This is a genomic window from Moraxella tarda, assembly GCF_035181405.1.
Taxonomy (GTDB): Bacteria; Pseudomonadota; Gammaproteobacteria; order Pseudomonadales; family Moraxellaceae; genus Moraxella.
The window spans coordinates 191,749-209,595 of record NZ_JAYGGV010000002.1 but is presented as its reverse complement, the minus strand read 5'-3'; the positions used below and the strand labels follow the sequence as shown (position 1 = coordinate 209,595).

Genomic DNA, 17,847 nt, shown 5'->3' with positions numbered 1-17,847 from the left:
AGCATGATTTTTCATAATTATTAAGTGGATTGGTATAAATATTTTTGATGAATTTTACGCTCATCTTGTTGCACATCATCTTATCAGTACACATTATTAATACACAATTTAAGAGTGTTTTTGACCAAAAATTCAGCCCAAAAAGCCTTTAAAATCATAAAAAAAATAAACCATGTCATGAACATGGTTTATTTTTTATCGCTTAATAACAAAAGTTTACCAAATCAATCTACTGGCACTATTTTGACTGATGAAACCGTCAGGAATTTGTCCGTTTGTTGATTGCCAGCGAGCAAACGCACGACGAGTATTTACCCCTGCTATGCCATCTACGCCACCTGTATCAAAGCCTTGCTCGGTCAGCTTGCGTTGCAAAATTTGGACTTGGGTTCGAGACAATGGCTCTTCATGGGTTGGCCAGCTTGCTGTCAGTCCATCACCACCACTTAAATGCTTGGCAAGTAACGACACTGCAAGTGCATAGCTGGTTGAATTATTATAAACTCGAATGACATCAAAGTTTGGTGTGAGTAACAAAGCAGGTCCGCCAATGCCAGCAGGTAGCCAAAGCTCTGCCAATAAATCACCGCTAAAATATTCACCTGTGGTTGAGGTCAAACCCAACTGTTGCCAAGTGTCAAAAGATTGCTTGGTATTTAAGAGCTGATAATCAAAGTTGCTTGGCAGGCGTATTTCATAATAAGGCGAAAGACCCGTAATCCAACCTGCATTTTTTAGGTAGCTGGCCGTAGAATTAAGCGAATCGCCAATGCCCCAAGGACTGATTTGACCATCTTGGTTGCCATCTACACCCTCTTGTATCCAAGTGCTAGGAATGAACTGCGTATGCCCCATGCCACCTGCCCAAGAACCTTTAAATTGTGTCAGGCTGGCATCGCCACGATTAAGCATTTTTAGCATTGCAAAAAGCTGATTTTCCGCAAATTCACGACGGCGACCATCATAAGCCAAACTTGATAAGGCATCAACCAAATCTATGTTACCCATTGCCACGCCAAATGATGATTCCATACCCCAAATCGCTGCAACAATTTCTTTTGGCACACCATAGCTTGTCTGAATATTATTAAATGTTACTGGGTATTGGGCGATTTTGGCACGGCCTTGAGCCACTCGATTTGATGATACCGCTGAATTGACATATTCCCAAGGCATCTTTATAAACTCTGCCTGAGAACGGTCAAGTTCAATGATTCGCTGACTAAAAGCCGCTTTATTCATCAAAGAGTAAACAGTAGCACTGTCATGACCTTGAGCAATGGCACGATGAATAAAATCCCGCTTCCAGTCATCAAAGTCAGCATAATCCAAAGGCATCATCGGCTTGTTCGCAGGTTGAGCATGAATAAATGGTTGTGTTTGAACAACATGGGCTGGTTGCACAGGGGTCATGACCGTCTGAGCTGGTGCTTGGTTTAAAGTCGTTGCGTGCACGACTTTAATTGGCGGGTTTTGTGTAGAGGCATTGAAACTTGTACTACTACATGCCGTCAGTACAGACAGACATAAAGCTGATAAAATCAAAGGGGGTTTTTGGTCAAAAGCATTCATAAAGTACCACAAAATAAAAAAATACACCCATACTCTAACGCAAAATCAACAAAAAGTCGAACAATTTTGGGTTGCCACTCGGCCATTACCAGCCAACCAATCAACAGAAATACAAATAAAATAGATAAAATGAATCGCCAACAGACGACTCATTTTATTTCACCAGTTAATGCCCCAGCTTGTTATTGTTAAAATCAAACACCTGTTACGCCTGTCATATCCACAGGTGTATCAACCATGACGACAGTCTTTTTAGCCAAGTCGTTACGCTTTGCCTGCAATGCGTCCAGATACGCCTCATCAATACCGCCTGTTACATATCTACCATCAAACACCGAACAGTCAAATTCATCAACCTTACTGTATTTGGTATTATTCACCGCCTCAATCAAATCATCTAAATCCTGAAAAATTAAGCGATCAGCACCAATGATTTGGCAAACCTCTTCAACCGCACGACCTGATGAAATCAACTCACTGCGAGACGGCATATCAATGCCATAGACATTAGGGAACTTGACCTCTGGTGCAGCCGATGCAAAAAATACATTTTTAGCACCTGCATCTCGTGCCATTTGGACAATCTCACGGCAAGTTGTCCCACGCACAATAGAATCATCAACAAGTAGCACATTTTTATTTTTAAATTCCAACGGAATGGCATTTAACTTTTGGCGAACGCTCTTTTTGCGTTGCCCCTGACCTGGCATGATGAATGTGCGACCGATATAACGATTTTTGTTAAAGCCTTCACGGTACTTGATGTTTAAATGTGTAGCAAGCTCCAATGCCGAGTTGCGAGATGTATCTGGAATCGGAATCACCACATCAATGCCATGATCCTCACCCCACTCACGAATGATTTTTTGAGCAAGTTTTTCACCCATACGCATGCGAGCTTTATGCACCGATATGTTGTCAATGATGGAGTCTGGACGCGCAAAATAGACATACTCAAAAATACATGGAGTATGCCTTACGCCATCAACACATTGTTTGGTATGAACATTGTGCATCAAGTCAATAAAAACCGCCTCACCTGGTGCAATATCACGCACAATCTCAAAACCAAGTGCCTGAACCGCCACCGACTCAGATGCAACCACATATTCCATGCCATGTTCAGTCAATCGCTGACCATAGACAAGTGGGCGAATGCCATTTGGATCACGAAAAGCAAGTAGCCCATGCCCTGCAATAATAGCAACCACCCCATAAGCACCCTCACAGCGTTGATAAACCGCTTGCAGGGCATGGAAAATGTCATTGGGTTCTAGATTGGTCTTGGTAGATTTTTGTAGCTCATTAGCAAAGACATTGAGCAAAACTTCTGAATCTGAGTCAGTATTTAGATGGCGATGATCATTTTCAAAAAGCTCTTTGGCAATTTTATCAGCATTTGTCAAATTGCCATTATGTGCCAAAGCGATCCCATAAGGCGAGTTGACATATAATGGTTGAGCTTCTGCAGTGCTTGATGTGCCTGCAGTTGGATAACGCACATGACCAATACCAAAATTACCCACCAAACGCACCATATGCTTATTTAAAAAAACATCACGCACCATACCATTGTCTTTGCGTAGATACAGTCTGTCATCTTTTAAGGTAACAATCCCTGCTGCATCTTGCCCACGATGTTGCAGCATGGTTAAGCCATCATACAACATCTGATTTACTGGCTCATGCGCCACAATGCCAATTACACCACACATAATTTACTCCAAGGGTTAAGATTGCTAAGGATTGTTAATTTGTTGCCAAGTCTCGCCCAATACTTCTTGCAATAATTGCATAGCAACAGGAGCAAATGGCAATAGATTTTGTGCCAATATAGATGATTGCCAATTTGGCAGATAAGTTAATAAAGGAGACATGATACTAAGAATGATTAAGACTTTTAAAACACCAATCACCGCCCCCAAGATACCACCTAAAATGCGGTCTAAAAAACCCAATTTCAAGACCTTAAAAAGCCCCGATAAAGACAGCGTAATGAGCTGCATTGCCATCATCACAACAAATACTATCGCCAAAAAAGCTGTCGCCATTTGCAATACAGGGTCATCAATAATACCCACCAACATGGGTGCAACCAGCTTCGTCATGCGTGATGCCACAATAAATGCAAACAACCAAGAAACAAGCGATACCGCCGTCTTAATAAAGCCTGCACTAAAACCTCGCCACATACTAATGACTACCATCATCATGATGGATATGTCAATCCATGTCATCAGTTTTATTAAATCACTCATGATTGCTTACAGACGCTCTTGATGCTCTGCAATGGCCTGCACGCAGTCAGTGATGAGTGCAGGACCTTTGTAAACAAGCCCTGAGTAAAGTTGTACCGCTTTTGCACCCACTTTGTATTTTTTAACAGCAAGTTCACCCTCATCAATACCGCCCACACCAATTAAATCCACCTTGCCCATCAAACGGTCATTAAACATGGATAAAATTTGTGTGCTGGTATGACTGACGGGACGACCAGAAAGACCACCCGCCTCATCAGCATTAGGATAATCTTCCACACCCACACGAGACAAAGTCGTATTGGTAGCAACCAAGCCATCAATATCAAACTGAACCACAGCATTTGCAATATCATCAATTTGAGATTCTTCCAAATCTGGGGCAATTTTTAGAGCAATAGGCACATAAAATCCATAACTATTAGCAAGGCGAGTATGACAAGTCTTAATACCTTCAAGCAATGCTGACAATGCGTCAGCACTTTGCAAACTGCGTAAATTTTTGGTGTTTGGGCTTGATATGTTAATTGTAATATAGCTGGCGTATGGATACACTCGCTCCAAGCAATATACATAATCTTCAAGTGCATTTTCTACAGGGGTGATGGCATTTTTACCAATATTGATACCAAGCACACCTTGATACTTGGCTCGCTCAATATTGGCAATCATATTATCCACACCATCATTATTAAAGCCCATGCGATTGATGATCGCACCTGCTTGCGGAATGCGAAACAGCCTTGGTTTGTCATTGCCAAGTTGTGGGCGTGGCGTTACTGTGCCAATCTCCAAGAAGCCAAAGCCAAGTTCACTAAGTGCATCAATATGCGAGCCATTTTTATCAAGACCTGCCGCCAGACCCACGGGGTTAAATAAATGAATGCCCATGCAAGTTGTCGGTAAAGACTGTCTGGCATGACTAAAACCCAGCAGGTGAGCCTTATGTGCCTTTTCAAGCATATTTAGGGTAAATTCATGTGCACGCTCTGGCTCCATATTGAATAAGAACGGACGAAATAGTGCATATGACATGAAACCCCCACCAATAATCAAACAATAAAAAAATCGTTTCATTATAACACAGTTAAATAGCCCAAGACATCTTTTTAACCGCCAAATGATAAATTTTTTGTTATATTATTGACTTTAAAAAAAACACTTTTTTAAATTGTTTTTTGGGGTAACTTTTTGGGTTTGACTTTCAGCTTTGACTCTCTAAATCTAATAAAATTGTCTTAATGTGTGTACCACCTGTATAGCCACCCAGTCCACCACTGGACGCAATCACACGATGGCATGGCACAATGATACTAATGGGATTTTTTCCATTGGCATTTGCACAGGCACGAAAAGCCTTAGGTTTGCCGATATTTTTAGCAAGTTTAGCATAGCTAATAGTATGACCATAAGTAATATCAAGCAGGCCGTGCCATACCATCTGCTGAAACGGAGTACCATAAGACAAATCAAGTGGAATATCAAACTCCCTACGCTTACCAATAAAATACTCATCAAGCTGACTCATCACTTTAATAGCAATGGCTTGATTATTATTTTGACCATCGTCCCAGGTTAAACCATCTGGGCTTAATTCTTCTGGCCTGATAAATATTGCCTGTTGATTAAGCTTGACAAATAATCGTGCGGTTTTATCATGATGCCAATCAAGTGCAATCAATTTAGCATCTTTTATGGTTAAGCTGATCATGGGTAAATTAAAAGGTGGTGTATAGTGCGTACTGATCATTGTTATAAAGTTTTATTTAAATTATATTTAGGCCAAAGATAACCCATGCTTTACTTTCCACACTTTAAATAATTTTTAAAGCCAACAAAGTCTATCATAAAACATAAAAAATACCGCAACATCGTTGCAGTATTTTTTATGTTATTTTTCTTCATCAAATAGTGCCTCAACAAACTCATGTGGATCAAAGGCTTGCAAATCATCAACCCCCTCGCCCACACCAATGTAGCGAATTGGTATATTGGTATTTTGAGCAACATTAAACACCACGCCACCTTTGGCAGTACCATCAAGTTTGGTAATACTGATGCCAGACAGGGGTACAACCTCAGAAAATATTTGTACTTGATTGATGGCATTTTGCCCTGTGCCAGCATCTAGAACAATCATCGTTTCATGCGGTGCATTTTCATCAGCTTTTTTCATGACACGCACAACTTTTTCAAGCTCATTCATCAAGTGTGTTTTATTCTGCAGACGCCCTGCTGTATCTGCTATTAGCACATCAATGCCCCGTGCTTTGGCCGATTGCATGGCATCAAATATGACCGATGCACTATCCGAGCCATGCCCCTGTGCCACCACAGGAATGTCATTGCGTTCACCCCAAATTTGCAATTGCTCCGTCGCTGCTGCACGAAAAGTATCGCCCGCAGCAAGCATGACGGACTTACCTTCATTTCTTAGTCGTTTAGCAAGTTTGCCGATTGTCGTGGTTTTGCCAACACCGTTCACACCCACCATCAAAATGACAAACGGCTTTTTAGTGGTATCAATATTTAACGGCTGTACTTTTGGCGCCAAAATCTCTACCAGTTCCTTTTTTAAGGCCTTGTATAAAGAATGCGAATAAATCAAGTCGCCACGAGCCGTCTGCTCGGTCAGATTCTCAATGATACGATTGGTCGCATCTACACCAATATCCGCCACAAGCAACTGATCTTCAACCTCTTCAAGCAACTCATCATCAATCTCTTTACCACCGACAAGAACATTCATCAGTCCTTCGGTTAAATTTTTACTAGACTTAGAAAGTCCTTGTTTCATACGGCCGAACCAGCCCTGACTATCGCTCATGCTTTACTCACAGTTTATTGATGATTTTAACACACTTGCAATGTTATCATTTTGTTGATTAACACATTTTGCAAATCCATGCCCTGCACTTATTTTTAGTAAATCATACCAAAGGCATGACAGGTACCACTACCTCTAATTTTTTATTGCCCTGCTCGATGATTTGATGGCTGGCATCTTCTTTGTCATCAACAAGCATCGGCTCTACCGACAAAGAAACAAAGCTTTCATTGCCTTGTTTGCCTGACAATTGGCTGGCATTCATACTGCCCTTGTTTGACTCATCTGACTTGTTCAACTTGATGATTTTTTTAGCATCATTGACAACATTCATACGCACCGCCTTTTAGGGATTTAATTATAACACAACTTCACATCTAGACCAAAAACACACCAAAACAAATAAAGACAATTTTTTACCGTAAAAGATTATAACACCTTGCTATTTAAGACACAAATTAAAATAGAACACATCCTTGCCAAATTTAAAGTATAAAGTATTTAACCTACCGAAAGTTATTAACAAGGTTTCTTCTTGGGGTTAAATTGGTTTTTGGTGGGTTAGGTAATTTTGCAAGATGTCCAATGTTTATTGACCCATTATTTATGAGTGTTTAATTGTATAAACTATCTTGATATAGGACGATATGGACTTGATTTTTAATCGCCCAACTGTCTTATGTTGTTGTATTCCATACCATATGCCCAATCGTCTTGTTATGTTGCTTTTATTTAATCACTGCCACCAAATCATCAAATAACACTTGACAAGGCATAAGATATGGGCTAAATTGACCTAAATCCATTTTAATTTACTTTAATCTAGGGGGATATGATGAAAGCCAATACCAATCAAATTGACCGTGCGGTGCGTATCGTACTGGGACTTGTGCTTATTGGGCTTGCAATCACTGGCGTGATTGGCTGGTGGGGGTATTTGGGCGTGATTGCCTTGGTTACAGGGCTGATTAAATTTTGTCCACTCTATCGGCTATTGGGGATTAGCACTTGCAAAAGTTGCGAAATTAAAACAGACTAGTTAATTATTTGCCCTAGCGATTAACTTAGACCCATTATTGACCGATATGTTGTTCATAAATTTTATCGGTCAATAACTGCTAAATTGACACCAATAATTAAATCCTTAAATAAGCATCTTAATTTAAGGATTTTTTGTTTCAGGCTTTTTAAAATTTTTTTAAAAAATATTTTAAAAATAACCCCAAAAAAGCAATGATGACACAGTTCTTACAACCAATGGCTAATGTTAATTTAATATTAATTTAAGCCTTTATTAAGGATTTACCCTTAAAATCTCAATCTCATAATTCACCGCTTGTTTGTGGGCTTTGCCTTCTTCGCTAAATCCTACATTGGCAGGGATATGCACGCTGTATTTGCCCCCTGCTTGCATTTGCGTGAGTGCTTGCTGTAATCCGCCAAACATTTGCGACACAGGGAGAATAACAGGCACATTGTTCATCGTGCCGTCAAGCGGTGTGCCGTCTAGCAAGTATGAGCGAAACCGCATTTCAATCTCATCGTTTGGCGTGATATATGACCCACTGCCTTGGGCGATTGTGCGTACTTGCACCGCCGATTTTGTCGTTGGGCTAAATGTTGGGCTAGGTTGGGTGTTGGCAACTGGCGAATAAGCTTGGGAGTGAACCCCAGTATTGGTGCAAGCTGTCATCAAAAGCGTACCAAACGCCAAGGTGTTAAGAGCAATGGTTTTAAAAGTGGGTTTTAACATAATAAATCCTAATTTAAAAAGGGCTAGAATAACACAAAAAGTTAACGCTTTTGTAGGGATTTTGTATGAAAAATCAACGACTTTTGCTTAAACAATAGGGCAAAAAAATGAAGCTAATAAACAGTAGCACAAAAACCAAAAGACTAAAAAACCGCTGGGTCTTTGTTGCCAAAGTTATCTATCAGCGTTTGACTGGCTTTGTTTAAGCCCACCACTTGCACAACAACCCCCAAGCGTTGGTAGTTTGCCACCACTTTATCCAAAGCATTCATCGCCGAAATGTCCCAAAAATGGGCGTTTGACACATCAATTTTGACCGTTTTGAGTGTTTGGTCAAAACTAAAACTTGCCACAAAGCTATTGGCACTGGCAAAAAACACTTGCCCTGTCACATCATATACCATAAGCTCGCCCGCAGGCGATGACTGCACACGCAAATACCGCCCGATTTTGTCAGCAAAAAACAGTGCCGACAACAGCACGCCAACCCCCACGCCCAGTGCCAAATTGTGGCTATACACCACAATGGCAACGGTGGCAATCATCACCGCATTAAAACCGACAGGGTGCGTTTTGAGCCGTTTGATAGATTGCCAATCAAAAGTGCCAATCGCCACCATTATCATAATGGCAACCAATGCAGGCATTGGGATAATTTTTATCCAATCGCCCAAAAACACCACCAAAATCAGCAAAAACACCCCTGCCACCAGTGTAGAAAGCCGTGTGCGACCGCCTGATTTGACATTAATCATAGACTGACCAATCATTGCACAGCCTGCCATACCGCCAAACAAACCACTGACCACATTGGCAATGCCTTGCCCTTGACATTCTTGGTTTTTGTCGCTATCGCTATGGGTAATGTCGTCTATCAAATTGGCGGTCAATAACGATTCAAGCAGCCCCACCGCCGCAAGGCTTAACGAGTAGGGCAAAATAATTTGCAAAGTTTGTGCATTCAATGGCACATCAGGCAACAAAAACACAGGCAAACTGTCAGGCAACTGCCCCATATCGCCCACCGTGCGAACATCAAAGCCAAAAAATACCGCCACCAAGGTAATCAACACCACCGTTGCCAAAGGCGATGGCACAAGGTTGCCGATTTTGGGAATACGTCCAAAGCCATACACCACCACCAAGCCAAGTGCCGTCAAGGCATAAGTTTGCCACGATACCCCTGCCAAATTGGGATTGAGTTCAGGCAATTGTGCCAAAAAAATCAAAATCGCCAACGCATTGACAAAGCCAATCATCACCGCTTGCGACACGAACCGCATCAAACCACCAAGTCTAAACACCCCAGCAAGGATTTGTAATAGCCCTGTCAAAAGCGTGGCAGCAAGCATATATTCTATGCCGTGATGTTTGACCAAACTTGCCAAAACCAACGCCATTGCCCCTGTGGCAGCACTAATCATCGCAGGGCGACCGCCAAAAAATGCACTCACCACCGCAATGCAAAAAGACGCATACAAGCCAACTTGTGGGGCGACTCCTGCAATGATAGAAAAGGTAATCGCTTCTGGAATTAGTGCCAACGCCACCGCAAGCCCTGACAAAATATCGGCTCTGGGGTGGGCAAGCCAATTTTGATGAAAATAGGTGGGCGAAAAAGCGGACAATAAAGTTTTGCTAAATAAATTTTTGTTCAATAAAGTCATTGGGATATGGTTGAGATTTGTGGTCAAAATGGGCTATTTTAGCATAAATGGCAGTGGCAGGCGTGCTTTTGTGAGTGGATTTTATAGGTATTTTACAAAATGGGCGTTGCAGATGATGAAGTCTATTGATTTTCTATTTTGTTTATGTTATATATATTTTCAATGTTGTATATTTGGTAGGGATATTAGACTTCCTGCGAAACCTTGAAATAAGGAAAACCGTTCGTGGTGAACTTATCGAACCATAACGGTTTTCCGCCACCCTTCGACAAGCTCAGGGCGAACGGAAAACCTAGTATCGCAGGAAATCTATTTATGGAAAGTATTAATTTTACACTTTGCACGCCTTATGAGAGAAACAGGGTTTACAATTTATGGTATAAAATATATTTTGAAGAAATGGGTAGAAATAAAAATTATGCCAAAACATTCACAGATTCCATGGAATATTAAATTTAGTAAAAATTTGATTTTTTATTAAATTTAACTACAATTATCTTTATTTCAATAAGGTGTATTGATGAAAAATTTAATCAAAGAAAATGAATGCCTAATTATTGGCAATGTTTGGGATAGCCTATCCGCTATCATTCATGAACAAGCAGGATTTAAGGCATTAGGTACTACTAGTTGGGGTATATCAAATACTTTGGGGTACAAAGATGGTCAAAATATATCATTTGATGACCTAAAAAATGTTGTGTCTCAAATACTAAAAGTAATTAATATACCTTTGTCTGTTGATATAGAAGCTGGCTACTCTGAAGACAATAAAGAAATAGTAGAAAACATCTTAACTTTAGCTAAAATGGGTTGCTCGGGTGTAAATTTGGAAGATTCTATACCAAATAATGGATTAAAAGATAAAGATAAATTTGCTATTTTGGTTAGAGAAATTAAAGATGCATTAATTTCTAATGGTTTTGATAATTTTTATTTAAATATCAGAACAGATACTTATTTGAATCTTGAAAACCCATTAGAAGAAACTAAAGATAGAGCATTATTATATCAGAATAGTGGTGCTGATGGTATTTTTATTCCGTGCATATCAACAGAAGAAGATATCAAAGAAGTTTTATCAGTTATTGATATTCCACTAAACATTATGTCTATTCCTAATGTTACAGATATTGAAAAATTCAAAAATATTGGCGTAAAAAGATTCAGTTATGGAAACGCTATGTCGGATTGTATTATTTCAGAAATTGAAAAACTTACCAAAGCAATAATTTCCAACAATAATACATCGTGCTTATATGAACACGCCAATTTAACAACAAAATTTAAGTAGAATGAAAAACAATCAATACAATGTGCTATCTGTGGATAGCACATTATTTATTCTAAATGAATCAAAAGACCATTATTTAAAATGGTTATCAGATAATGATTTTCCACCAAAATCATATCTAGAACACCCTTTAAATTCAGAAATTGAACTAAATGAATACAAGAAATTATTTCTTAATAATTTCAAAATTTCATTAGGTGCTTTTATTAGAATAAAAAGAGTATTTTTTATTCTAAATAATACAAAAAATTACAAAAATAATTTATTATATTATTCTTTTATAGAAACACCTATTGGATTAATGGTTTCTATATGCTCAGAAAAAGGTCTTTGTTTGCTTGAATTTATAGATAGAAAAATGCTTGAAACAGAAATCAATGAACTAATTTGCCACTATAATTCAAATTTAGTTTTTAAAGAAAGTGAGTTTTCTTTAAAAACTAAAAAAGAAATACAAATGTATTTTGATAAAAAATTGAAAAAATTTAATATAAAACTTGATATAATTGGAACTGATTTTCAAAAAAATGTTTGGAAAGAGTTAATCAATATAGATTATGGAGAAACACTATCATACTCAGAACAAGCATTATTATTAGGTATGCCAAATTCAACAAGAGCTGTAGCAAGTGCCAACGGCAAAAATAAAATTTCTATTATTATACCTTGCCATAGAGTTTTAAAAAAAGATAAAAAACTTGGTGGATATGGTGGTGGAATTTATCGCAAAAAATATTTATTGGATTTGGAAAAAGATTAAAAAATATTTACAACTGAACATTTGTAAATATACTGAACACTTAACAATTCTTAACCATTAAAATCAAACGGATATAATGGCTAATGTTTAGCGTTTATTTGGTTAGCCCATCAATTCATCAATCAATTCTTTTACGCTTTTGATTTTGTCAATTTGTGATATGCCTGTACCCACCGACACATAGCCATTATCAAAATCGCCTTCTAGCATACCCAAACGCATTCCTGTGCCTGCGTTCATAACGACTGCAATCTCGCTACGACTTGCCCCATTTTCACTAAGTTCAAAGCATTTTTTGGCAAGTGTGGTTGGCAATGAGCGGTAATAATACGGCTCGGTGCGGAATAGTAGCAGGTCATTAGCGGTTGCATTCACTATCCATTCTTTGACTTTTTGGTGGCTTCGGCACTCGGTTGTGGCGATAAACGCTGTGCCAACCCACACGCCTTCTGCTCCTAGTAGCATGCTTGCTTGCACCGCTTTTTTGTCGCCAATGCCCCCTGCAAGCATTATAGGCAAATCCACCTTGCCGACAAACTCTGCCAAAACGCTAAAACTGCCCACTTCTTTCATCGGCAAAGTTCCGCCTTCGTCAAAGCCTGTCAAAACCAAAATATCCGCCCCAAGTTTTTGGGCTTTTAGGGCATCGGTCAAATTGGGATTGGGCAGACGGCAGATGATTTTAATGCCCGCAGTTTTGAGTTTGGCGTAAATGGCAGGGTCAAGCCAGCCGTTGTCCAACACCACAGGCACGCTCTCGTCAATCAGCAAATCCACCATTAAGGGAATGAGCGACAAATCATAAGACAGCATAAACGGCACGCCAAAGGGCTTGTCGGTCAAGGCTTTGACCTTACGGATTTCGTTACGCATACGCTCCAAAACTTCTTGATTGGAGCTTGGGTTGGTCGTCTGCCCTGCGTGTGGGGCCAAAAAGCCAAGTCCACCTGCGTTCGCCACGCTTGCCACCAAATGTGCGTCTGTCAGCCACGACATTGGGGCTTGGACAATGGGGTGTTTGATGTTTAAAATTTGGGTGATGCGGTTCATAATATTGCTCTGTTTGATTGGAATGGGGATATTATAAAATTTAAAAATTGGTAAGGGAATGGCGGTTTTTGAAAAGGTGGTTTTCGTTTTTGGAAAATAAAAACACCGCCCATTTGGGGTGTGATATTCTTCTAATAATGTCGCACTATTATAGTCTTGCCAATGGCTTTGATTGTCGCCCAAATACGCACCAAATGCCTTTTGTCCTTATGGCATTTGCAGCCAATAAATTTGAATTTTCCTACAAAACCGTTCGCCTTAAACTATGCTTGCAGGTAGGTCTGCATTGTGGTTCGGCAGGCACGCCACGAACAGAAAACGGTAGCCCTTTTTTATTTTGTGCAGTATACTAATCCCATCATTAAAATAGGATATTTATTATGCCAAACGCTCAAGCCATCAACCAAGACTTTTTAAACAAACTTGACCAAGACCTTTGGAGAGCCGCCGATACCCTGCGTAAAAACCTAGACGCCGCCAACTACAAACACATCGTGCTTGGTTTTATTTTTTTAAAATACATCTCCGACAGTTTCAACGACTTTCGCCAAAAACACGCCCTCAATCTTACCAATCCTGACAGCGAAACCTATCTTGACCCAACCTTGTTTGATAAAACTGAATATCAGCAAATTTTAAACGATGAACTTGAAGAGCGGGATTATTACACCGCCGAAAATATCTTTTATGTACCACAACAAGCACGCTGGGAAAACATCAAAGACAACAGCAAACTAAACGCAGGCGATGAATTGCCTTGGGGTGGCAAATTCAAAAATGTCAGTATTTTGCTTGATGATGCCTTTGAAGCCATCGAACAAGAAAACCCCAAACTAAAAGGCGTGCTCCAACGCATTGCAGGCTTTGGCGTGCCTGATGAAATGCTTCGTGGCTTGATTGACCTTTTCTCTCGCACCGACTTTACCCGCCCAATGCACAACGGCGAACCTGTGCATTTGCAAGCCAAAGATATTTTGGGTCATGTTTATGAATATTTCTTGGGGCAATTTGCCCTAGCCGAAGGCAAAAAAGGCGGTCAATATTTCACGCCAAAATCCATCGTTACGCTGATTGTGGAAATGCTCGAACCCTATTCAGGGCGAGTGTATGACCCTGCGATGGGCAGTGGCGGATTTTTTGTGCAAACCGACCGCTTTATCCAAGCTCACCAAGGCAACCGCAACGCCATTTCGGTGTATGGGCAAGAATCCAACCCCACCACCAGAAAACTTGCCGTGATGAATATGGCGATTCGGGGCATTCCCTTTGATTTTGGCGACAAACCCGAAGACACACTCATCAATCCTTTGCACATTGACAAAAAAATGGATTTTGTGATGGCAAATCCCCCTTTTAATATGAAGGAATGGTGGAGCGAAAGTTTGGCAGGTGACCCACGCTGGGCATACGGCACGCCCCCACAAGGCAACGCCAACTTTGCGTGGTTGCAGCATATGATTTACCACCTTTCGCCAAAAGGCAAAATGGCACTCCTACTTGCCAACGGCTCAATGAGTAGCCAAACCTCAGGCGAAGGCGAAATCCGCAAAAACATCATAACAGCCGACCTAGTCGAAGCGATGATTGCCCTACCCAATCAGCTATTTACCAACACGCAAATCCCTGCTTGTATTTGGATTATCAATAAAGCCAAAGCTCGTAAAGGCGAAGTTCTGTTTATCAACGCCACCCAAATCGGCTATATGAAAGACCGAGTACTGCGTGATTTTACTCCTGATGACATCGCCAAAATCGCCACCACCTACCACAACTGGCAAAAGGGGCAACAAGGACAAGAAAAAGGCTACGAAAATATCCCTGCGTTTTGTTACTCGGCAACGCTAGACGAAATCGCCAAAAATGACTTTGTGCTGACGGCTGGGCGATATGTGGGAGCGGTAACCGAAGAAGATGACGGCGTACCTTTTGCCGAAAAAATGGCGCATCTCACCGCTTTATTAAATGAGCAATTTAGAGTAGCTAACGATTTGCAATTGACCATAAATGAAAATATAGAAAATTTGAACATCAATCAAGATTTGGATATTGAGTTTGTAGAATATAATTTGGTTGATTTGGTTAACTTTTCTCAAGGTGTCCAAGTGCCATTTAAAGACCAATTCTTAGAAAAAACGGAAGAAACAGAGAGATTTATTCGTATTGTTGATTATATCTATGGTGAGCCACCCCGATATATTACTAAACGCAAGGATAAATATTGGGTAAATGAAGATGATGTCGTTATGATAAGATATGGGCACATAGGCAAGGTTGTTAATGGTATTAGCGGTTATATTGCTAATAATTTATTCAGAATAATCCCAAAAGACAGTTTGGTTTTAAATAAAGAATATTTGTATTATTTTTTATCACAAAAAGAAATATATGAATACCTAGTATCTTGCAACTCATCATCTGCTATGCCATCAATAAAATTTAGTGATTTTGATAAAATAAAAATTCCTTTACCTAATTTGGAAAATCAGATAAAAATTGTTGAAAAACTCAAATGTTTTGATGAAAAAATTAGAGCAAACCAAAGAAGTAATCAAACTTTATCAGATATCAGAAATAAAATTTTACCTAAATTACTGAGTGGAGATATTGAATTATGAATTTCATACCTGAAATTGAAATAAATACTTTGGAAGAGCTTAAAGAGTTTATTGGCTTTATCGATGCCATTAATTTTACAGAAAATCCAATTTCAGAAATTAGTGTTAAAGATAATCAGTTAAACGAAAATGGCTATATTTTTCGTGGACAATATAATCCCATATGGGAGCTTACTTCTACATTAGAAAGAGATTTTTTGAAAAATAAAATAAACATCACATCAGGTAATTATTATGACTTATGTTCAAAATTATTAAATAATTACAAACCATTATTTCGTGGGAGAATTTCTGAACAGTATCTACTACTAGATGAAAAATATAATGATGAGTTATGGGCTTTTGGTCAGCATTATGATTTAAAAACTCCTTTATTGGATTGGTCTTATTCTTTTTTTGTCGCATTATATTTTGCATTTGCCAAAAAAGAAGGTAAGGACGAAAAAATCAACCGTAGGGCGGTTTTTATCATCAATCGCCATGCTCATGCACTCCCATTTAATCATGGTATTCAGTATATTGAACCAAAATTAGATATTGGTGGTCGTCTAAATGCCCAAAAAGGCTTATTTACCAAAAATCTAAGTAGTGATTTTATCAATCTTAATAAAGAATACAAAAACACAATGGAAGACATAAGCAAACAAATAAACCAATATCAAAATTTATTGGATAATTTTGATTTTGAAAAATATTCATTTTTAGGTAATATGCCAAGCCAAAAAAATATAAGTAGGTTTTCTGAAATTGATAAATTTCCACTAAATAAAATATTAATCGCTAGTCATTTAAGAAATGATGTTTTAAATTTTTTACATAGTATTAATATTGATAGTTTTACTCTATTTCCAGATAAAAAAGGCTTAATCGAACAATGTCATTTTGAGCTGGAAAATATGATTTTTGAGTTAAAAATGAGTGGATACTAATTCTATTATAAACGGACAAGCCCTTTATGCTCACCATCAACGAAAACACCATCGAACAATCCGCCATTGCCACATTAAACCCAAAAGAGATTGAGTTATAAATAAAAGACATGCAAATTTAGCAATACCCAAAACAAGGATTTAATTTTTTATGCTTACACCGATAAAATCGTGGAAAACTTTTGAAGAACAAGCCGATATTTTAAAACAAAGAGGTTTATTATTTGCCAATCGAGCACGCCTAGAAAACTATTTAAGCCGTATTGGCTATTATCGATTCAGTGGCTACCTGCACCCATTTCGTCAATGGGACAGCCACAACAATTTATTGCTTGATACATTTATGCCAAACAGCCATTTTGAAGATGTTTTATCCTTGTATCTGTTTGATAAAAAGTTACGCTTATTGGCTCTTGATGTCCTAGAACGCATTGAAACCGCCATAAAAATGGATATTGCTTATTTGTTGGGCGAAAAAGACCCGCTTGCTCATCGAGATTCACAATATTTTGATGGTCAATTCATCAAAAATAACAATCATCAAAAATGGCTAGAATATACCGATGAATTGGTTCAAAGAGCCAAAAATAAAAGCACGCCCTTTGTTTTGCACAATCAAAACAAATATGGCGATTTACCAATTTGGGTGGTGTGTAATTTGTGGGATTTTGGGGCAATGTCAAAAGTTTATTCAGGCTTGACACGCAAAGATAGAGATAAAATATCCCAAAAATACGGTTTAAATAATGGCAAAGAATTTGCAAAATGGCTAAAAAGTTTAAATGAAATACGCAATATTTGTGCCCACCACGACCGCCTATGGAACAGTCGTATCACCATAAAATCATCAAAAATAAAAGAATATTTTTGGGATAAATTGGATAACAGCCGACCATTTTTCTATTTTTGTGTAATGCAAAAAATATTAAAAGTATTATGCCCTAAATCCCAATGGGGACAAAGATTTTTATCATTAATAGACGAATTTCCAAAACATCACAGCTCAAAAATTAATTTAAAGGTTTTTGGTCTGATTGATGATTATAAAAATTGGAATTTGTGGCAACCAAGCCAAGATTTGGACAAATAAAAACCGCACTGTGTCAAATGACAGGGAGTGCG

17 protein-coding genes and 1 pseudogene are annotated in these 17,847 nt (G+C 38.8%); 8 read left to right on the top strand and 10 right to left on the bottom strand.

Features of this window, described 5'->3' with window-relative positions; all coding sequences use genetic code 11:
- Positions 1-216: 216 nt before the first annotated feature.
- From U9670_RS03500 to U9670_RS03470, 7 genes are all read right to left on the bottom strand, one after another.
- The gene (locus U9670_RS03500) at positions 217-1,572 is read right to left on the bottom strand and encodes a lytic murein transglycosylase (protein ID WP_323841410.1); all 1,356 of its coding nucleotides are present in this window, start codon (positions 1,570-1,572) and stop codon (positions 217-219) included.
- 194 nt (positions 1,573-1,766) lie between these two features.
- Positions 1,767-3,287: an amidophosphoribosyltransferase gene (gene purF, locus U9670_RS03495; RefSeq protein WP_323841409.1), complete on the bottom strand. Its 1,521-nt coding sequence runs from the start codon at positions 3,285-3,287 to the stop codon at positions 1,767-1,769.
- 24 nt (positions 3,288-3,311) lie between these two features.
- A complete protein-coding gene (locus U9670_RS03490; protein ID WP_323841408.1) occupies positions 3,312-3,830 on the bottom strand; it encodes a CvpA family protein in 519 nt (172 codons plus the stop codon).
- A gap of 6 nt (positions 3,831-3,836) precedes the next feature.
- A complete protein-coding gene (locus tag U9670_RS03485) occupies positions 3,837-4,865 on the bottom strand; it encodes a quinone-dependent dihydroorotate dehydrogenase (protein WP_323841407.1) in 1,029 nt (342 codons plus the stop codon).
- Between the two features lie 169 nt (positions 4,866-5,034).
- Positions 5,035-5,541, bottom strand: a complete 507-nt coding sequence (locus tag U9670_RS03480; RefSeq protein WP_323841406.1) for a methylated-DNA--[protein]-cysteine S-methyltransferase — start codon at positions 5,539-5,541, stop codon at positions 5,035-5,037.
- A 180-nt stretch (positions 5,542-5,721) separates the two neighbouring features.
- Positions 5,722-6,657, bottom strand: coding sequence for a signal recognition particle-docking protein FtsY (gene ftsY / locus U9670_RS03475; protein WP_323841405.1), 936 nt, complete (start codon positions 6,655-6,657; stop codon positions 5,722-5,724).
- Between the two features lie 103 nt (positions 6,658-6,760).
- Positions 6,761-6,991 carry a hypothetical protein gene (locus tag U9670_RS03470; protein ID WP_323841404.1) on the bottom strand — a complete coding sequence of 77 codons (231 nt, stop codon included), beginning with the start codon at positions 6,989-6,991 and terminating at the stop codon, positions 6,761-6,763.
- A 501-nt stretch (positions 6,992-7,492) separates the two neighbouring features.
- Between U9670_RS03470 and U9670_RS03465 the strand changes: the two genes are divergently transcribed.
- On the top strand, positions 7,493-7,696 hold the full coding sequence (locus U9670_RS03465) for a YgaP family membrane protein (protein WP_323841403.1): 204 nt from the start codon (positions 7,493-7,495) through the stop codon (positions 7,694-7,696).
- Between the two features lie 255 nt (positions 7,697-7,951).
- Here the strand turns inward: U9670_RS03465 and U9670_RS03460 are convergent, their stop codons facing one another.
- Positions 7,952-8,410 (bottom strand): FKBP-type peptidyl-prolyl cis-trans isomerase, encoded by a 459-nt coding sequence (locus tag U9670_RS03460; protein WP_323841402.1) that lies wholly within the window; start codon positions 8,408-8,410, stop codon positions 7,952-7,954.
- Positions 8,411-8,553: 143 nt separating this feature from the next.
- The gene (locus U9670_RS03455; protein ID WP_323841401.1) at positions 8,554-10,077 is read right to left on the bottom strand and encodes a SulP family inorganic anion transporter; all 1,524 of its coding nucleotides are present in this window, start codon (positions 10,075-10,077) and stop codon (positions 8,554-8,556) included.
- 520 nt (positions 10,078-10,597) lie between these two features.
- On the opposite strand from U9670_RS03455, the gene U9670_RS03450 reads away from it, so the two are divergent.
- Positions 10,598-11,371, top strand: a complete 774-nt coding sequence (locus U9670_RS03450) for an isocitrate lyase/PEP mutase family protein (protein WP_323841400.1) — start codon at positions 10,598-10,600, stop codon at positions 11,369-11,371.
- Between the two features lie 31 nt (positions 11,372-11,402).
- Positions 11,403-12,131, top strand: coding sequence for a methylated-DNA--[protein]-cysteine S-methyltransferase (locus U9670_RS03445; protein ID WP_323841399.1), 729 nt, complete (start codon positions 11,403-11,405; stop codon positions 12,129-12,131).
- Positions 12,132-12,233: 102 nt separating this feature from the next.
- Here U9670_RS03445 and U9670_RS03440 read toward each other — a convergent pair whose 3' ends face one another.
- Positions 12,234-13,364 (bottom strand): NAD(P)H-dependent flavin oxidoreductase, encoded by a 1,131-nt coding sequence (locus U9670_RS03440; RefSeq protein ID WP_323841398.1) that lies wholly within the window; start codon positions 13,362-13,364, stop codon positions 12,234-12,236.
- Positions 13,365-13,375: 11 nt separating this feature from the next.
- Here U9670_RS03440 and U9670_RS03435 point away from each other — a divergent pair, with 11 nt between their 5' ends.
- From U9670_RS03435 to U9670_RS03415, 5 genes and pseudogenes are all read left to right on the top strand, one after another.
- Entirely contained in the window at positions 13,376-13,534 is a 159-nt protein-coding gene (locus tag U9670_RS03435) for a hypothetical protein (RefSeq protein ID WP_323841397.1), read from the top strand.
- A gap of 27 nt (positions 13,535-13,561) precedes the next feature.
- Positions 13,562-15,205 (top strand): annotated as a pseudogene (locus tag U9670_RS03430) (class I SAM-dependent DNA methyltransferase); the annotation flags it as partial.
- Positions 15,203-15,796 carry a restriction endonuclease subunit S gene (locus U9670_RS03425; protein ID WP_323841593.1) on the top strand — a complete coding sequence of 198 codons (594 nt, stop codon included), beginning with the start codon at positions 15,203-15,205 and terminating at the stop codon, positions 15,794-15,796. The pseudogene U9670_RS03430 and the gene U9670_RS03425, both read left to right, overlap by 3 nt.
- Positions 15,793-16,725: an FRG domain-containing protein gene (locus tag U9670_RS03420; RefSeq protein ID WP_323841396.1), complete on the top strand. Its 933-nt coding sequence runs from the start codon at positions 15,793-15,795 to the stop codon at positions 16,723-16,725. The genes U9670_RS03425 and U9670_RS03420 overlap by 4 nt, the downstream gene beginning before the upstream one ends.
- 151 nt (positions 16,726-16,876) lie before the next feature.
- Positions 16,877-17,815 carry an Abi family protein gene (locus U9670_RS03415; RefSeq protein WP_323841395.1) on the top strand — a complete coding sequence of 313 codons (939 nt, stop codon included), beginning with the start codon at positions 16,877-16,879 and terminating at the stop codon, positions 17,813-17,815.
- The last annotated feature ends 32 nt before the right edge of the window (positions 17,816-17,847 follow it).